Origin of the sequence: Aureibaculum koreense (assembly GCF_034296135.1) — a bacterium.
Taxonomy (GTDB): domain Bacteria; phylum Bacteroidota; class Bacteroidia; order Flavobacteriales; family Flavobacteriaceae; genus Aureibaculum.
Map to the genome: position 1 here is coordinate 18,546 of NZ_JAXKVV010000032.1, position 17,836 is coordinate 36,381.

Below are 17,836 nucleotides of genomic sequence, written 5' to 3' on the forward strand. Positions count from 1 at the left end.
GGAATCAAATACGAATTGACAGTATGTTTTTAGAAGTTTGTAAACTATAAAAAAATTTTTTATTCAAACAAAATCATTTCTTTTTCAAACACATCGGGTTTCATTTTTGGGTGATGAATACTTATTTTGAATCGGTAATTTTCACCCTTCATAATTTTTTTATTGAGGTCTAAAACTATAGTATATTTTTGAAATGGTTTTAGTTTTGGCAATTTTTTAGTTATCGTTTCTATTTCAATATTTTTTTGAAAATATTGTATCGATATTTTGGTTTTTTTTGAGTTTACTTGTCCAAAATTCTGAACTTCTATTGCTAGTTCATTCCCATTTTCCTTAGGTATGATTTTTGGCATTCGAGCAGATAGTATAGGCTCTTTATAATTAACCTTAGGTAATTGAGCATATCCAAATAAGAGTTTCCCCTTATCTTTTTTTCCTATTAATTTTCCAACAAAATTATTTTCAGAAATACCATTGTCGCTGCCATTAAAAACAAGTATCAAGTCTTTTCCTTTCTTTTTGGTTTTGAGCAATGTACTTCCTTTACCAAAATTTACTTCTTCTGAAGCTCCGAAACGAAGTGAATTGAAATCAATATCAGTATGTGGATTAAATCCTGATTCCGCTTTTATCAATAGTTTTATAGTTTTTGTTTTTTTATCGATTTTAGATTTGTTCAAAACTTCTATTTGCCTTCCAACAGTTAAGGGTATGGTTATATTTTTTGAACTGTGTCTATCATTTTTTAAATCGTTCCATTTTATGGTGTCTATTACCGCAAAATTGGCTTGGGTAGCTCTACCTAATTTATCTTGGAGGACTTTAATGCGTTCATATTTAAACCAATCTTCATTTGTGCCATCGGTATATTTGGTAATACCAGGTAAATAGGCTTCACCTGTATCTACTTTCCAATGTACACCATCTTTAGAGCGTAAGTAATAAGCAATTCTCCCTAACCAATCGTTTACAATCATGTGGTATTGTATATTGGTTTTCCATATTAAAGGGTCTTCAAAATGCCCTTCTACTGCAGGATAAACTCTTTTATATGTAATCTGGTTGTAGGGAGAAAGACCGTCTTTACTAAACCAAATACCACCACCTCTACAAACCATAATATAAGAGCTATCTTCTCGTTTTGCAAAACTTAAATTGGTTAACCCTTCAATAATGGGTCGGTCTCTTTTGTTGAATTTAAACTTGCTATATTCCCAAGGACCATTTATGTTGTTTGAAATATATCTACCATCAATAACATATACTACATACCTACCATCTTTAAGTTGAAATATTTCAGGATTATGTCCTGGGCCCACGGTTTCTTTTACTTTAAAAGGTCCAAAAGGAGTGTCGGAAACAGTATGCACAACAATAGATTTAGGCCATTGCATGTGCCCCTTTTCAGAATCTTCAAGCCAGCGACAAACAAAAAGGTGGTATTTATCATCGTTTCCCTTGATTATATTTCCGCCCCAGTAAGACCATATATTGTCTTCAATACCATTATCAATATATCTAGGAACCACATTGTCTGCACCCCAAACACCCTCGGTCAACATTCCTATTGGTTGTATGGGTAAAAAGCGATCCATAAATCGTCCTCCATAGATTAAATTTTTCCATTCATCAGGACGTTCTCTTTCTGTAATTTGAGCATAAGCGTTGTTCTTGTTCAGTCCTATAGTAATCAATAAAAAGAAGATGATATATTCTAATTTTATTGTTAGTTTTATCCGTACCTTATTTTTACCCATTTCTATTTTATTGAAAATTCTATTTTAATTCCTTATTTAATTTCTGTGTTTTAGATTAACCTCCTCCACCAAGTTGCTCTGAATAGTAAACAAACGATTGGTTTAAAGCTTTTAATGACATCGTGCATTACTTTGTCGTGTCTAATTTAACTATTCTTAATTGATACTATTTTTCTTTGCCCTTTATCAGATTCCACATCTTTAACATAAAGTTGTACAACTTCTTCACCGTCTTTTTACTATTGGTCTTATCTACTTTAAGATTAGGGTATTCAAAATCAGAATAACCTAACCCATGTACAAAAGGGTAAAGAGCAAGAGCCTTGCCGCTATAATACCTATAAGTAAATCCTTTATCTGCACAGTCAAATGAGTTTATTGATCAGAACTTAATAATCCTTCAATTTTAAAAACAGTAGTATATTTATTTGGCCTTTTCTTGGGCACTTTAAGTATTAGTTTATCAGAATTTTGTCTAAATTTAATTTTAGTCTTGCTTCCTAACATTTTAATGGAACTTATTTTTTTAGTATTGTATTTAGACTGAAATCCAAGCGATGGTAGCTTAATTTTTCCCTTTTTAGGGTTTAGCACAAAAACATATAGTACATCGCCTTTTGTTGTAAACCTAACTTCATCATGCCCATAGGAGGGACTTTCTATGGTTCTTTCATTAAAATGAGTTTGTTCTTTTTGTTTTTTTAAAGCTTCTATATCTACATTGTCCAGTTTACTTTCGTCAAGAACCTTTAGATAGGAATCAAGGTTATCTCCATAAATTTTCCATGGTTTAGAGGCATAGATAGCTTCATTGTTAAGGTTTACCCATGTACCAATATTGTCAAGTATTATTTTATGCTCTTGAGGAATAGTTCCGTCGGGCAATAGCTCTACATTTAGTAATAAGTTTCCGTTTTTGCTGTTCATGTCTATAAGCGATTCTATAACCGTGCGTGCGTTGTGCCTACTTGGTTTATCCTTTTTATAAAACCAATCGGTAAATGTAAGCGTTCCCTGCCATGGGTAAGGAAGTATTTTATTGGCACCACCACGTTCAATATCTTGAATTGTAGAGGGTTCATTTTTCATTTTTCCAACAACTATAGCATTTAATTTTCCATATTTATTAAGTTTATAATTGTAAAACGCACGACTCGCTTCCTTTCCATAATCACCGTAAGGAAAACCATAACCATCAAACCAAAGCATGTCCACATCATATTTTGTGGTAAGTTCTATATGGCGTAACACCCAATTTTCTTTCATTTTTTGAATCCATTCTGGAGTCCTCCTTTCTGGTGGTGGCCCATAAAGATTGGCAGGGTCTAAGCCTTCCCACCATTTTCCTTTACCATCTTCCTTGGTCATATTTCCGTCGTAAGGAACGCCCTTGTAAGGCCCATTAGTGTCTGCCCCAAATGCAGGCAACCACCAGCTAAGAAACCTATCGTCATGCGAGCTAACCCCAAATGGAAGCCCGTATTTCCGTGATGATTTTTCAAATTCGCCAACAATATCTCGTTTAGGGCCCATATTTACAGAATTCCATTCAAAATGACTTGAATTAAAATTATCGAACCGATCATGATGGTTTGCCAATATCATAAAATATTTGGCTCCGATTTTTTTGAAATATTGCATCAGGTTATCGGTATCTAGATTTTTTGCTTTCCATTGGTGAATGACATCTTTAAATCCAATTTCAGAAGGATGCCCAAAAGTTTTAAGATGGTAAGAGTAAGCATTTTTTCCAAAGGTTTCTCCGCCTACATCTTGCATATACATGTGGCGTGCATACCATCCGCCACCTAATTCAGGTTTTGATTGTGCTCCCCAATGTGCCCAAATCCCAAATCGTGCTTCGGAAAACCATTTGGGACACTCAAAATGGTCTCTTAGTTCTTCCCATGAAAGGTTTTTTTCTTGACCGAAACAAGTAATGCTATAAAATATGAATAAGAAAAGAAAAAAATTTATATTGTATTTCATATCGTTTGTTTTAAAAATCAATTATTTTTTTTATTGCCATCAAAACCAAACTCTTCCATTTGGTCTTTGCCTTTTTGCGATTCTTTTCTTTTTTCTATAAATACCGGTAAATCAGAAATTTCTTTACGGCATTCAATTTTAAATACGTAAGCATTCTGTGGAGATTTGTTGGAAGAGGTTATTTTTAACCCTTGGTCCGTTAATTTCCAAGATACCTTGCCGCCGTCCAATCGTTCAATCTTCAAAATATCATTCTTTGTCCATTCTCGACAAGCTTTAATTACGTGAGATGGTTGGTTGAGCATAATGGCATACAATGTTTTTTTACGAGTAGTGTAGCGTATCTGGCCTTCTCCGTAAATATGCCATGGTCTTGTGGCGTAAATGGCCTCTCCGTTTACCTTTAACCATGTTCCAATAATTTTGAGCGTTTGTATGGTTTTTTCGTCAAAACTACCATCTGCTTTTGGGGGTATGTTTAAGAGTAAATTATTGTTTTTTGAAACCACATCTACCAAATCATGAATTATGCTTTTCGCTTTTTCTTTGGAGTTAAAGTTACTGTTACCGGTATAAAACCAAGGCCCTATGGAGTTATCAGTTTGTTTGGGCTTATCTTCAATACTGCCAGAAAATTGCCGCTCCATAACTTCTGTGGCAATATCTTTATAAAAAATACCATGGTAAGGAATTTCTTTAAAAACCATAACACCTTGGTTTTTTCCACCGTGCCTTTCGGCATTATGATTATAATAATGAGAAATAACCTCAAGTCCTGTTTCACCCATATTATCCATAAAAGGTACGGCAGCGTCAAAATAAAAATGATCGGGATGGTAACGGTCAATAAGATCGAACATTCTGTTTTTCCAATTTTCTTTGTATTCTTCTGGTGATGCTAATGGAGCTCTTAATTCATAATAAGCTCCACCTAATGCTGCTCTGTTTTTTGCTTTCGTAAAATATAAGTCTGAAAATTCTGGGTTGTTTCCATCATAAGGAACTCCTTTTTTATCTCCAGTTTTATCGTGGTCTTTATTTACTTGCCACCAACTGTAAGCACGTGATACGTGTGTGGTAACGCCCCAACGTAACCCTGCTTTTAATGTTTCTCTACGCATTTCTGCACATACATCTATTTTAGGACCATAGTTTAATGAGTTCCAACGGGGTTGGTGTTTAGAGTCCCACATATCAAAATTATCATGGTGATTGGCCATGGTAATAATGTATTTGGCACCTGCATCTTTAAATAATTCTACCCATTGCTCTGCATTGAATTTATCACCATTCCAAGCTTCTATAATATCTTTATATCCTACCTCTGATGGATGCCCCCAATTTTTCAAATGATCATTATAGGCTCCGCTGCCTTGCATATACATATCTCTGGCATACCAGCCGTTATTAGCACTTTTTGAAGCGGTTTGGGCGTTCCAATGGCAATAAATACCAAACTTAGCATCCTTAAACCACTCTGGGCATTCGTATTGACTTAAAGACTCTATGCTCGTATCAAATTGCTGCCCGTTAATTTTTATAAAAGACAACATAGAAACGGTAATTAAATAAAAGAGTTTTACTTTTTTCATATTAAATTGTTTATAAGAATTGTAAATTGATTTTCTAAATTTTCGAATGGTCTATTCATTCATTTTTTTAAACCGCACAGCTGCTCCTCCGCTATTCGCGAGCAGTAGCTCTAAAGTATCAGTGTTTTTCACTTTCTTTTTCAGAATTTGATATTCCATAGGAGAGGTCTCCAGATTAGTGCCCTTGCTATCACTATAAATTTGGGCTTCATAGCTACCCTCATCCAAAAAGGTAAGATCAACTTTAAAACTTCTTTGCTCCTCATCCGTAATAGCACCTAGATACCAGTCTTCCGAATCTATATCTTTGCGGGCAGTAATAATATACTCTCCAATTTCAGCGTCAATGACTTTAGTTTCTTCCCAATTGGTAGGCACATCTTTTATAAATTGAAGTGCAGGATGTTCTTCATAGTTTTCAATTAAATCTGCTGCCATTTGAATGGGGCTATATATCACCACATAGAGTGCCAACTGCTTTGATAATGTTGTATTTACTCTATTATTTGGCATTTGAGGAATATCTACGCGAAAAATACCTGGTGTAAAATCCATAGGGCCTCCAAGTAATCGCGTAAACGGTAAAATGGTCAAATGATCTGGCGGGTTACCTCCATCGGGGCTCCAAGCGTTATATTCTTGTCCTCTTGCACCCTCTTGTGATACTAAATTTGGATATGTTCTATGAAGTCCCGTGGGTCTTACAGGTTCATGAAAATTGATTGATAATTGGTGTTTGGCTGCTTTTTTAAGTACGGTTTGGTAGTAGTTAACACCATATTGCCCATAGTGTAGTTCGCCATTGATAAAGATACTTTTATCTGTCCCTACATTTACCTGGCCTACTTTTACACTACGATATCCCAATTTTTCATATAACGAAAAAGCTGAGTCTATCTGACTTAAATAATTTTCGGGGTTAGAGCAGGTTTCATTATATGCCTGAAGGGTTACTCCTTTTGATTTTGCATATGCTTGTACTTTAAAAATGTTGAATCTAGGGTTAGGTTTTGTAAAGTCCTGTCGCGGGCCAAAATCTTTATACCATTCAGCTTCAAACCCTTCGTTCCATCCTTCTACCAATACTTCATCAAAACCTTCTTTTGCAGCAAAATCTATATATTCTATTGTATTTTCTGTAGTTGCTCCAAGCTTTGGCCCTTGATGAAATGACCATTTGTTAATATGAATTCCCCACCAAATACCTACATATTTCATTGGTTTAACCCACGGCACATCCCCTAACTTATTAGGTTCGTTCAGATTAAGAATTAAGTTAGATTCTATTAAATCCCCAGGCTTTGGAGCAATTTGTATTGTTCTCCATGGCGTTTTAAATGAATGATTTGTTTTTACTTTTATGCCGTCTTTCCACGGTGTTAAATCACATTTTAGAGTATTTGTTTTGTTGTTATATAGTGTCATACTTGAATAATCTGTTAATGATGCTTCATGAATGCTTAAAAATAATTCATTAGTAGTTTCAATGGTAAGTGGTGTATGAACAAAACCTAAAGTGTTTATTGGTGATTTTTTATACAAAATCTCATAGTTTCGTTTGTCGTAAGCCGGTATATTCCATGCTTGATGGTTGTTTACAAATGAAAACTCTGTAAGTTCATCCATAATATAGATGCTATCAATATTTTTTTGCTCTGGGAATATATAGCGAAAACCAAGACCATCATTAAAAACTCTAAATTCTATATTTAATTTTCTTTTAGATTCGTTTTTCTCCTGAAGTTCTATTACTAAACTGTGATAATTGTCACGAACTTTTTTTTTCTGGCCCCAAGGTTGTTCCCAAGTTTGATCAACTTCTGATATTTTATAGTTTTTAATAAATAAATTACTATCTAGTGTTTGCATTTGCTTGAATACGAAACCCATTGCAGATTTCTCTATTACTGGCTTTCCACCATACAATACTGAGTAGGATATTTTAGAGTCAGAATTATCAAAATACACTGCAATTTTAGTGTCGGGAGACTTTAATATAATAGTCCTCTCAAACTTCAGGCTGGTACATGATATTAGGGGTAGTGTGAGTACTAAAACAGTCAGCACAGATAATAGTTCTATTTTTTTCATTTTTTAATCTTTAATATTATACTCCAATTAAACCTTTTTTATTAATTACTTACTAAGAGTAGCTCTATATTTGACAGTTACACTCCCTATAAATTTATTGAGATTTCCATAAGTTTTCCATTTCTTCTAAAGTTTTTCCTTTTGTTTCTGGAACGTGTTTCCAAACAAATACAATAGCCAAAAAAGACATAATGCTATATACCCAATATGCAAATCCATGATTATATTGTGCTGTTAAATAAGAGTTATCATTCATCATTGGGAAAGTTAACGATACTAAGTAATTAGAAATCCATTGTGCTGCGACAGCAACAGCCATGGCTTTTCCTCTGATTTTATTAGGAAAAATTTCTGAAAGTAACACCCAAGTAACAGGCCCCCAACTTAAAGCAAAACTAGCCACATACAACATCATACAGCCAAGGGCTAAATAGCCTGTGGCTCCTGAAAAGAATACAAAACCAAGTGCCAACATTGCTACTGCCATACCTAAAGCCCCTATTAGCATCAATGGCTTTCTACCATGTTTATCTACTGTTTTTATGGCGATAATGGTAAATAGGAAGTTTACAATGCCCACAATTATGGTAAGCAATAAAGCACTATCTGTATTCGGGTCTATAGATTTAAAGATTTCTGGTGCATAATACAATACTACATTAATACCTACAAATTGTTGAAAAACTGAAAGTGTAATACCTATAATGATAATGAACCATCCGTATGAAAACAATTTCCCTGAAGTTTCAACCACAGAACTTTTAATTTCTGTTAAAATCTTCTTCCCTTCATCTTCGCCATTTATTTTAACAAGGACCTCTAAAGCTTCTTCCTGCTTATTCTTCAACATTAAAGAACGTGGTGTATCGGGCACGAAGAATAACAATCCTAAGAATAGGCCTGCGGGAACAACTTCAGATGCAAACATCCATCTCCAACCTACATTATTAAGCCATTCGTCGGAGCCTCCTCCTTTAGAAATAAAATAGTTTACAAAATATACCACCATAAAACCACCAACAATTGCCAGTTGATTATAAGACACTAATCTACCTCTACTTTTTGCAGGAGCGATTTCTGCAATATAAAGTGGTGACAACATAGATGCTAAACCAACGCCAATGCCTCCAATAATTCTATAAATAATAAAAATTGTAGAAAAAGTATGATCTAATTCACCAATGGGTTTAATAAATATTTCTGGCATTGCAGAGCCCAATGCGGAGATTAAAAATAATATGGCAGCTAGAATTAATCCTTTTTTTCTACCTAACGTTTTACTGACCAATCCACCGAAAACACCACCAATTATGCAACCTATTAAAGCACTGGCTACTAAAAACCCTTTAAAAGCACTTGCTGCAGCTTCTGACAGTCCTTTAGGCGTTACAAAAAAGCTTTCTAAAGAACCTACTGTTCCAGAAATTACGCCAGTATCATATCCAAATAAAAGCCCTCCTAATGTAGCCACCAATGTGAGTTTAACTAAGTATTTTGAATTTGTTGTTGACATAATAGCCATAGATTAAATATATTGATTAATAATATTTTCAAACAATTCTTGTTTACCGCTTTTTAGAGGTAGTTCTCCATTTTCTTTGGCAATTTTATATAGGTCTTCTAAATTTAATTTGCCTTGTTCAAAATCTTTTCCTTTGCCCGAATCAAAGGAACTATACCTTTCTTTTCTTAATTTTTCATATGGGGAAGAAGAAATAATCTTATCGGCTATTAGCAAGGCCCTTGCAAACGTATCTGCTCCACCAATATGAGCATAAAATACATCTTCCAAATCCGTTGAATTTCTTCTGATTTTTGCATCAAAATTGATACCGCCTCCTTGTAAACCACCTGCTTTTAAAAACACTAGCATGGCTTCCGTAGTTTCTTGAATGTTATTAGGGAATTGATCTGTATCCCAACCATTTTGATAATCACCTCTATTGGCATCCAAACTACCCAACATGCCCGTTTTGGCGGCTACTTCCATTTCATGTTGAAACGTATGTTGTGCTAAGGTTGCATGGTTTACTTCAATGTTAATTTTAAAATCTTTGCCCAATCCATATTCTTTTAAAAACCCAATTGCCGTTGCGGTATCAAAATCATATTGGTGTTTCATGGGTTCCATAGGTTTGGGCTCGATAAAGAAATTTCCTTTAAAGCCTTGAGTTCTGGCATAATCTTTAGCCATAGTTAAAAATTGCCCTATATGGTCTAACTCTCGACCCATATCTGTATTTAACAATGACATATACCCTTCTCTACCTCCCCAAAAAACATAGTTTTCACCATCCAGTTTAATGGTGGCGTCCAATGCCAATTTTATCTGACCTCCCGCTCTTGCCAATACATTAAATTCAGGGTTGGTTGCCGCACCGTTCATATATCGTGGATTTGAAAATACATTAGCGGTACCCCATAATAGTTTTACACCAGATTGGTTCTGTTTGGCTTTTATATAATCGGTAATTTGTTGCAAACGTTTTTCAGATTCAGCAAAAGTCGGTGCTTCTTGAACCAAATCGTAATCGTGGAAACAGAAATAATCAAATCCCATTTTTGTAATGAATTCAAAAGCGGCATCGGCTTTATCTTTGGCCGCTTGCATAGGATCTGATGATTTATCCCATTCAAAATTTTGAGTGCCCGGTCCAAAAGGGTCCGAACCTTGACCGCAGAATGTATGCCAATAGGCTATGGCAAACTTGAAATGTTCACGCATTGTTTTTCCTGCCACAACCTGTTCAGGATTATAATATTTAAAAGCCAACGGGTTATCAGATTCCTTTCCTTCAAACTTTATTTCACCAATACCTTTATAGTATTCCTTATTGCCAATTAATGCCATAATTATTTTTTATAAAATTTACTTATTAATAATCAATTCTAATTCCTTTTTCCAATTATTATAAGCCTTTACGTATGCTTGTTTATTTTTTTTAGGTGTAAAAGTAGTAACATAATCATTATTTATGACCAGTTTCCCAAAATTTTCAAAATCACCTTTGTGCAGTCCTGCAGCTCTTGCAGCCCCTATTGCCCCGGTAGTATTATAAATTTCTATTTCTTGTTCAATTAAAGTGGATACTGTATTGGCAAAAATTTCTGAACGAAATAAATTGTCGTTTCCAGCCCTAATAACCTTAGGCTTAATTCCATCTGATTTTAATATTTCCATTCCGTATACAAATGAAAAAGCAATGCCTTCCAATGCGGCCCTACATAGGTGACCTTTATGATGATTGTTCAAATTTACATTTAACAACCTTGTTCCTAAATCTTTATTATTCAGCATTCTTTCAGCCCCATTGCCAAAAGGCAAGATGCAAACACCATCTGAGCCCACAGGTATTTCAGAAGCCAACTTGTTCATTTCGTCATAAGAACTTACGTCTAAATTGTTCAATAACCATCTGTATTGAATTCCCGCTCCATTAATACATAGTAATTTACCAATTTTAGGATCTGTTCCTTTTACATAATTTACATGAGCAAAATTGTTTACTCTCGAACTTTCCTTACCTGATAAACTATCCGTAACCGCATAAAACACCCCCGAAGTACCTCCGGTTGCTGCTACTTCCCCTGGATTAAATACATTTAATGATAACGCATTATTGGGCTGATCTCCAGCTCTATATAGTATAGGCGTACCTTCTCCTAGTCCGCTTTGGGTCGCCCCTTTACCATTAACAACAGATTGTAGTCCAAAAGTATCAACTAAAGTTGGAGTTTTATCCATATCAATACCATAAAAATCAAGAAGAAAATCGACAACCTTATCATTTTTAAAATCCCAAAAAATACTTTCGGACAATCCGGGGATAGTTGTATTTATTTTGTTTGAGAATCTATAGGCAATATAATCTCCCGGTAGCATAAATTTATAGATCTTACTATAAACCTCAGGTTCATTTTCCTTAACCCATTTTAGTTTTGAAGCTGTAAAATTGGCTGGTGAGTTTAATACATTTGAAGTGCATTTTTCTTCGCCAATTTCTGTAAAAGCTGTATTGCCTATTTCTACCGCTCGGCTATCACACCATATGATTGATTTTCTTAGAAGTTTCCCTTTATTATCAACTAAAACAAGCCCGTGCATTTGATAAGAAATACCTATTCCTTTTATATCTTTTTCTGAAACAGCGTATTTCGTTTTTAGCCGTTTGATAGCGTTACAAACATGCTTCCACCACTCATCGGGGTTTTGTTCTGCCCAACCATTTTTTAAGGCAATCATACCCATTTCAGATTCGGGCTGTTGAACAATACCCAGACTTTTGCCTGAACTTATTTCAACTAATGCTCCCTTTATGGATGAACTACCAATATCCAATCCTATATAGTACATTTGTCAAAGATATTAAAAAAATAATATAGTCAATATGACTATTTGTGATTAAAATTATGAAAAAATTAATGTCTAATTTATCAATTGACAATGTAATCTTTGGTTTTGATAAAAAATTAAAAGTATTATTAATTAAACATGCTGATGGAATTAGTAAAGGAAAATGGGCACTTCCAGGTGGGTGGGTAACTAGTGATGAGTCACTTGATGCTGCTGCTTCCAGATTACTTTATGTTTTAACAGGCTTAGATAAAGTTTTTTTGGAGCAACTTAAAGCCTTTGGGAATTTAAATAGATTTCCAAATCAAAGAGTAGTGACTATTGCATATTACTCTTTAATTAGGTCTAATGATGTTAAAATATTAGCAGGTTTTACAGCCTCTGAGGCTAAGTGGGTGTCTTTGGAAGACGTTAAAAAACTTCCTTACGATCACAATACAATATTAGATTTTGGGCTTACAACATTAAGGAACAAAGTTAAACAAGAGCCTATTGGTTTCAACCTCTTACCCAAACAATTTTCTTTATACGATTTGCAAAAAATTTATGAAGCTATACTACAAATAAGATTGGATAAACCAAACTTTAGACGAAAAATTTTAAAAATGGGTTTTTTAACTAAGAGCCCGATAAAACAATCAAATGTTACGCATAGAGCAGCACAATTGTATGAATTTGATAAGGATATGTACATGAAGTACAAGAAACAGAAGTTCTTATTTGATATTTAATTTAGCTTAAGCAAGCTAAGAGCTTAAACAAAAAACCTTCATTCAATTTTATTTTTTCATCATTATAATTTGAAAAGAAATGTCTGTGGTTAAGTTAGCTATTTCATGAAATAAAGGTCTCTATACAAAGTGTGCTTACAAGACAAAGAAATTGTAAAGCAAGAGGGTAGCGTGCAAAGCAACGCTACAGGTGCATTTTTAGGAATTATCTAAATTGGGTCAAATCCTTTGTAAAGCCCTGAAAACATTGAAAAATTTGGCGTAAAATGATAGTGAAAGGCAAATACAGATATGAATACAACACTGTAAACCTCACGATTTCGGTTGTTAAAAGATTCCGCTTATTTTCCTGGAAAATAACAAAATCACATTCTGAAAGCCTTAACGTTATGATGAACTTTTTTGAATGGCACGGCTTTTTGCCAGCGGATCGATCTGAGCGTAGTATAGTAGAGGAAATGATCAAAAATAGAAAACGTACAGAAGCCATTATCGCTATAATCAAGAGCATAGAAAAAGAACAGACCCAACCGACAACGGCCATGTTATTATCCTTATTTGAAGAAAATTTGGATTAGACAATAGAAGAACCCGTTTTAGTCGAAAAGAAATTTGCCGATAAGCGAAGAGAAAAAAATAAACCCATTGAAGAAACCACTGTGCCCAAAATCCGATACGAACGTCTGGAAGATAAAATGAACTTGGTAAAACGGGATTTTGCCTATGTACTGGAAAGTGTCAAAACGGTCAAAAGCGGTTTTAGAAAAGGCTATTTGAAATTGTTGCTTTCAGCGGAGGAACTCATAAAATTAAAACGGAAATTACAAAATTCTTAATCTATGTACATTGGCATTACAGCACAGTAAACAGGGGTAAACTATAAGGGGAGCGTCCGAGATCTGGTCAATTATCTTGAAAAAGAGAACGAGGACAAAAGTCCCAAGTTCCAGGAACATTTTTTGACCATTTTTATTTCTAAACGACTCTTTTATTAGAATTGCCAAGAAGTGGAATTATATCTTGACGGAAAATTAATCGCCAAACAAAAACCTGATAATACTTCGGTAAAAGCCAATTTAGGCCATCCCTCTTTCACTTTTTATACCAATTGGAAAGCAGGAAAATTGAAAGCAATCGGTTATAATAACGGATTAAAAATCATGGAACATACACGTACCAAACAAGGAAAGTCACATCATATCAAAATTGATTTTAATATCACAGATCTACCTTTTTACGCTGGAGGTTCCGATTTAAGATTGGTGCACGCGTCCGTGTTGGATGAAAATGGAGAGGTTATAACCAACGCCACAAATAAAGTGCAATTTAGTATTTCCGGTAATGGGGAATTAGTTGACAATGGAAAAATTGACGTTAATCCCGCTATTTTATATAATGGCGTTGCATCTATATACATTAAGGGTACGGAAAATTCGGGTAAGATTACGATTACCGCCAAATCCAAAGGACTAAAAAGCTCAACCGCAACGATTAATACCGTACCGTTTTTAACGGATGAAATCCAAAACAGCTAATCAACTCATTGATGATTTGGTCGACATTGTATCTAAAAACGGAAACTTGTTGTTGAATGTGGGGCCAAAAGCCGATGGTACTATTGCCAAGGATCAGAAGAAAGTTTTGTTGGAAATTGGAGATTGATTAAAAGTAAATGGTGAAGCGATTTATAATACTAAATATTGGAAAACTTTTGGCAAGGACCCTGCCGAAGTTCAAAAAGGACACCATTCAGAAGGACAGAATAAAAATTTTACAGGTCAGGATATTAGATTTACACATAAAGATGTTAACTTGTACGCCATTATGATGGCTTGGCCTGAAAATAGCAAAGTAACTATTAAATCTATCAAAGAGAGTGAAGATAAAGTAAAATCGGTTTCTTTGTTGGGCAGTGATGCCAAATTAAATTGGAAACAAACAAAATAAGGGTTAGAAGTTAAATTGCCATCAAAAAAGGTAGGCAATCATTCTTTTTCTTTAAAAATAGGATTATAAAAAAAGACACATGAAATACATAGTTTGTGAAAAACCGGGTGAATTTTTATTAAAAGAGAAAGAGAATCCCGTTAAAAAAGAAAATGAAGCCCTGCTACAAGTCAATAAAGTTGGTATATGTGGTACAGATTTGCATGCCTATTCAGGAAACCAAGCCTTTTTCACGTATCCAAGAATTTTGGGTCACGAACTGGCTACTGAAGTAGTAGAAATTGGTGAAAACGAAAAAGGAATCAAAGCAGGAGATAGGGTTGTAATTATGCCCTATATAAGCTGTGGTAATTGTATTGCTTGCAGAAATGGAAAAACAAATTGCTGTACAAATATAAAAGTATTGGGCGTACATACCGATGGCGGAATGCAAGAACAAATTACCGTTCCCACTAATATTTTATTGCCTGCCAATCATTTATCGGATAACGAAATGGCCATTGTAGAACCTTTGGCAATTGGGGCTCATGCCGTAAGACGTGCCGATATTAAAAAAGACGAATTTGTGGTGGTAGTGGGTTGTGGGCCTATAGGAATTGGCATTATGAAATTGGCACAAATTGAAGGGGCAAAGGTTATTGCCCTGGATATGAACGATGGCAGATTGCAATATGCTAAAGAAAAAATTGGAGTTGATTATATTGTAAATGTAGGTAACGATCCTGTAAAACAGATTTTAGAAATTACAAATGGCGAATTAGCTACTGCCGTTTTTGATGCCTCTGGCCATAAAGGTGCCTTAGAAGCAGGGCCAAACTATATGGCTCATGGCGGACGATTTGTTTTGGTAGGATTGTCCAAAGGAGAATTGACTTATAACCATCCAGCGGTTCATGCCAAAGAAATGACCTTGATGTGCAGTAGAAATGCCACTACCGAAGATTTTGAGCACGTTATCAATGTGTTAGATCAGTTTCCAACGGAATCTTTTATCACACATAATGTGGATTATAAGGATATGATTGCTAATTTTGATAGCTGGTTAAACCCAGAAACTGGAGTAATAAAAGCAACGGTTAATTTTAAAAAATAAGAATAAAATGCAAAAAGTAGTCACCTTTGGGGAGATCATGTTGAGATTGGCTCCAGAAGGATTTTTAAGGTTTTCACAAGCCAACAGTTTCGATGTTGTTTATGGCGGTGGCGAATCCAATGTGGCCGTTTCGTTGGCGAATTATGGTGTTCCGGTCGATTTTGTAACCCGCTTGCCAAAAAACGATATTGGCGAATGTGCCATGATGGAAATGCGTAAAAGAGGCGCAGGCGTAGATAAGATAGTTTGGGGCGGAGACCGTTTGGGAATCTATTTTTTAGAGACCGGAGCGGTAAGTAGAGGATCAAAAGTAGTCTATGATCGGGCACATTCCGCAATAGCGGAGATAGAGCCTGGTATGATTGATTGGGACGTTGTTTTCGATGGTGTAAAATGGTTCCATTGGACGGGCATTACACCGGCCATTTCCCAAGGGGCTGCAGATGTATGTTTGGAAGCTGTAAAAGCGGCAAGTGCAAAAGGAATCACGATTTCAACGGATCTGAATTACAGGGCAAAACTGTGGACATACTGTAATGATGAAGCTAGGGAAAAGATAATGACAGAACTTACGGCATATTGCGATATTGTTTTGGGCAATGAAGAAGATGCCGAAAAACATTTTGGCATTCACCCGGAAGGATTGGACGTTCATAAAGACGGACATGATGTGAAAGCGGAAGCCTTTCTTTCGGTCTGCAAACAGATGATGGAAAAATTCCCAAAAGCCAAAAAAGTAATCACCACATTAAGAGGCTCGATATCCGCATCGCACAATACTTGGGCCGGTGTGCTGTACGATGGCAAAAAAATGTACGAAACCCGTCAGTACCAAATTACGGATATTGTAGATAGAGTTGGTGGCGGGGATAGTTTTATGGGCGGATTGATCTACGGGCTGTTAAAATACCCGAAAGATGACCAAAACGCCTTGGATTTTGCAGTGGCGGCATCTGCATTAAAGCACACTATAAAAGGCGATGCCAATTTGGTAACGGTATCAGAAGTAGAAAAATTAATGGGAGGGGATGCCTCGGGACGTGTAGCGAGATAAATAAAAATATAAAAAATCAAATTCCAAATTCCAAAAAAACAATTATACGATTCAACAATAAAAAATGGCACAATTTTCAAGAATAGAAGTGGCAACGGCAATGAAGGGAACAGGAATGATCCCCTTGTTTTTTCATAATGACATAGAACTGAGCAAAAAAGTGTTAAAAGCCTGTTACGATGGGGGAGCGAGATTAATGGAGTTTACTTCAAGAGGCGATTTTGCCCATGAAGTTTTTGGCGAGTTGACCAAATATGCCATTAAGGAACTGCCGGGAATGATTATGGGGGTAGGTTCGGTAACGGATGCCGAAGCTGCTTCGTTATATATGCAATTGGGAGCTAATTTTATTGTAACACCGGTACTCCGAGAAGACATTGCTATAGTATGTAACCGTCGTAAAGTATTATGGTCACCGGGCTGCGGTACGTTAACGGAAATAGCTAGAGCTGAAGAATTGGGTTGCGAGATTGTTAAATTGTTCCCTGGAGACATTTATGGGCCCAACTTTGTAAAAGGTGTAAAAGGTCCTCAACCCTGGACATCGATTATGCCCACGGGCGGCGTATCGCCAACAAAAGAAAACCTAAAAGGCTGGTTCGACGCCGGTGTGACCTGTGTAGGAATGGGTTCTCAATTAATTTCAAAAGAGATAATTGCGAATAAAGATTTTAAAGGACTGGAAAAAAAGGTCAAAGAAGCCTTGGAGACAATTAAAGAAGTGAGAAAATAGATGAAGAAAAATTACGTACAAATTGATCCGCGAGATAATATTATTGTAGCCATAACCAATTTGGAAAAGGGCATGGTCACTACAATTAGCAATACCGAGGTTATCTTAAAAGAAAACATCAAACAAAAACATAAATTTGCTCTGAAAGATTTTAATATCGGGGATGAAATCTATATGTACGGCGTACTTATTGGCAAAGCGATCAAACCCATTCAAAAAGGGACTTCCATAACTATAGAAAACGTAAAACATGCCTCGGCTTCTTTCAAAGATTCTAAGGAAAAATTTACATGGTCGGCACCTGATGTTTCTAAATTTAAAGATAGAACTTTTCATGGTTATCACAGAGCTGATGGAAGTGTAGGTACAGGCAATTACTGGTTGGTCGTTCCACTGGTTTTTTGTGAAAACAGAAATATTGATGTGATAGAAGGAGCATTGGCTGATGCTCTAGGCTACCAAACCAAAAAAGATTTTGCCGTTGACACCCAAGCA

At 35.5% G+C, this 17,836-nt stretch carries 17 protein-coding genes and 1 pseudogene; 11 read left to right on the plus strand and 7 right to left on the minus strand.

Going from position 1 to position 17,836, the window contains the following annotated elements; genetic code table 11:
- Positions 1–59: 59 nt before the first annotated feature.
- The 7 genes from UMM65_RS16750 to UMM65_RS16780 all read right to left on the minus strand — a co-directional run bounded on the left by UMM65_RS16750 (position 60) and on the right by UMM65_RS16780 (position 11,783).
- Positions 60–1,757, minus strand: a complete 1,698-nt coding sequence (locus UMM65_RS16750) for a glycoside hydrolase family protein (protein ID WP_321978214.1) — start codon at positions 1,755–1,757, stop codon at positions 60–62.
- 375 nt (positions 1,758–2,132) lie between these two features.
- Positions 2,133–3,746: an alpha-L-fucosidase gene (locus UMM65_RS16755; protein WP_321978216.1), complete on the minus strand. Its 1,614-nt coding sequence runs from the start codon at positions 3,744–3,746 to the stop codon at positions 2,133–2,135.
- Positions 3,747–3,763: 17 nt separating this feature from the next.
- On the minus strand, positions 3,764–5,338 hold the full coding sequence (locus UMM65_RS16760; protein ID WP_321978218.1) for an alpha-L-fucosidase: 1,575 nt from the start codon (positions 5,336–5,338) through the stop codon (positions 3,764–3,766).
- Between the two features lie 51 nt (positions 5,339–5,389).
- Positions 5,390–7,429 (minus strand): glycoside hydrolase family 97 protein, encoded by a 2,040-nt coding sequence (locus UMM65_RS16765; protein ID WP_321978220.1) that lies wholly within the window; start codon positions 7,427–7,429, stop codon positions 5,390–5,392.
- Between the two features lie 94 nt (positions 7,430–7,523).
- A complete protein-coding gene (gene xylE / locus UMM65_RS16770) occupies positions 7,524–8,942 on the minus strand; it encodes a D-xylose transporter XylE (RefSeq protein WP_415859574.1) in 1,419 nt (472 codons plus the stop codon).
- Between the two features lie 12 nt (positions 8,943–8,954).
- Entirely contained in the window at positions 8,955–10,280 is a 1,326-nt protein-coding gene (xylA, locus tag UMM65_RS16775; RefSeq protein WP_321978222.1) for a xylose isomerase, read from the minus strand.
- Between the two features lie 18 nt (positions 10,281–10,298).
- Positions 10,299–11,783, minus strand: a complete 1,485-nt coding sequence (locus UMM65_RS16780; protein WP_321978224.1) for a xylulokinase — start codon at positions 11,781–11,783, stop codon at positions 10,299–10,301.
- 56 nt (positions 11,784–11,839) lie between these two features.
- Between UMM65_RS16780 and UMM65_RS16785 the strand changes: the two genes are divergently transcribed.
- The 11 genes and pseudogenes from UMM65_RS16785 to UMM65_RS16835 all read left to right on the plus strand — a co-directional run.
- Entirely contained in the window at positions 11,840–12,514 is a 675-nt protein-coding gene (locus tag UMM65_RS16785; protein ID WP_321978226.1) for an NUDIX hydrolase, read from the plus strand.
- A 266-nt stretch (positions 12,515–12,780) separates the two neighbouring features.
- On the plus strand, positions 12,781–13,092 hold the full coding sequence (locus UMM65_RS16790) for a BfmA/BtgA family mobilization protein (protein WP_321978228.1): 312 nt from the start codon (positions 12,781–12,783) through the stop codon (positions 13,090–13,092).
- 81 nt (positions 13,093–13,173) lie between these two features.
- Positions 13,174–13,350 carry a hypothetical protein gene (locus UMM65_RS16795; RefSeq protein WP_321978229.1) on the plus strand — a complete coding sequence of 59 codons (177 nt, stop codon included), beginning with the start codon at positions 13,174–13,176 and terminating at the stop codon, positions 13,348–13,350.
- Positions 13,351–13,395: 45 nt separating this feature from the next.
- Positions 13,396–13,509, plus strand: a pseudogene (locus UMM65_RS16800) (hypothetical protein); the annotation flags it as partial.
- 12 nt (positions 13,510–13,521) lie between these two features.
- The gene (locus UMM65_RS16805; RefSeq protein WP_321978230.1) at positions 13,522–14,049 is read left to right on the plus strand and encodes a DUF4982 domain-containing protein; all 528 of its coding nucleotides are present in this window, start codon (positions 13,522–13,524) and stop codon (positions 14,047–14,049) included.
- Entirely contained in the window at positions 14,030–14,176 is a 147-nt protein-coding gene (locus UMM65_RS16810) for an alpha-L-fucosidase (RefSeq protein WP_321978232.1), read from the plus strand. Before UMM65_RS16805 ends, UMM65_RS16810 begins: the two co-directional genes overlap by 20 nt.
- Before the next feature lie 21 nt (positions 14,177–14,197).
- Positions 14,198–14,461 (plus strand): alpha-L-fucosidase C-terminal domain-containing protein, encoded by a 264-nt coding sequence (locus UMM65_RS17700; protein WP_415859575.1) that lies wholly within the window; start codon positions 14,198–14,200, stop codon positions 14,459–14,461.
- Positions 14,462–14,540: 79 nt separating this feature from the next.
- Positions 14,541–15,554 (plus strand): zinc-binding alcohol dehydrogenase family protein, encoded by a 1,014-nt coding sequence (locus UMM65_RS16820; RefSeq protein WP_321978234.1) that lies wholly within the window; start codon positions 14,541–14,543, stop codon positions 15,552–15,554.
- A gap of 7 nt (positions 15,555–15,561) precedes the next feature.
- Entirely contained in the window at positions 15,562–16,608 is a 1,047-nt protein-coding gene (locus UMM65_RS16825) for a sugar kinase (protein ID WP_321978235.1), read from the plus strand.
- Between the two features lie 64 nt (positions 16,609–16,672).
- Positions 16,673–17,341 carry a bifunctional 4-hydroxy-2-oxoglutarate aldolase/2-dehydro-3-deoxy-phosphogluconate aldolase gene (locus UMM65_RS16830; RefSeq protein ID WP_321978236.1) on the plus strand — a complete coding sequence of 223 codons (669 nt, stop codon included), beginning with the start codon at positions 16,673–16,675 and terminating at the stop codon, positions 17,339–17,341.
- On the plus strand, positions 17,342–17,836 hold a 495-nt coding region (locus UMM65_RS16835; RefSeq protein ID WP_321978237.1), incomplete at its 3' end, for a UxaA family hydrolase. It abuts the gene before it with no gap.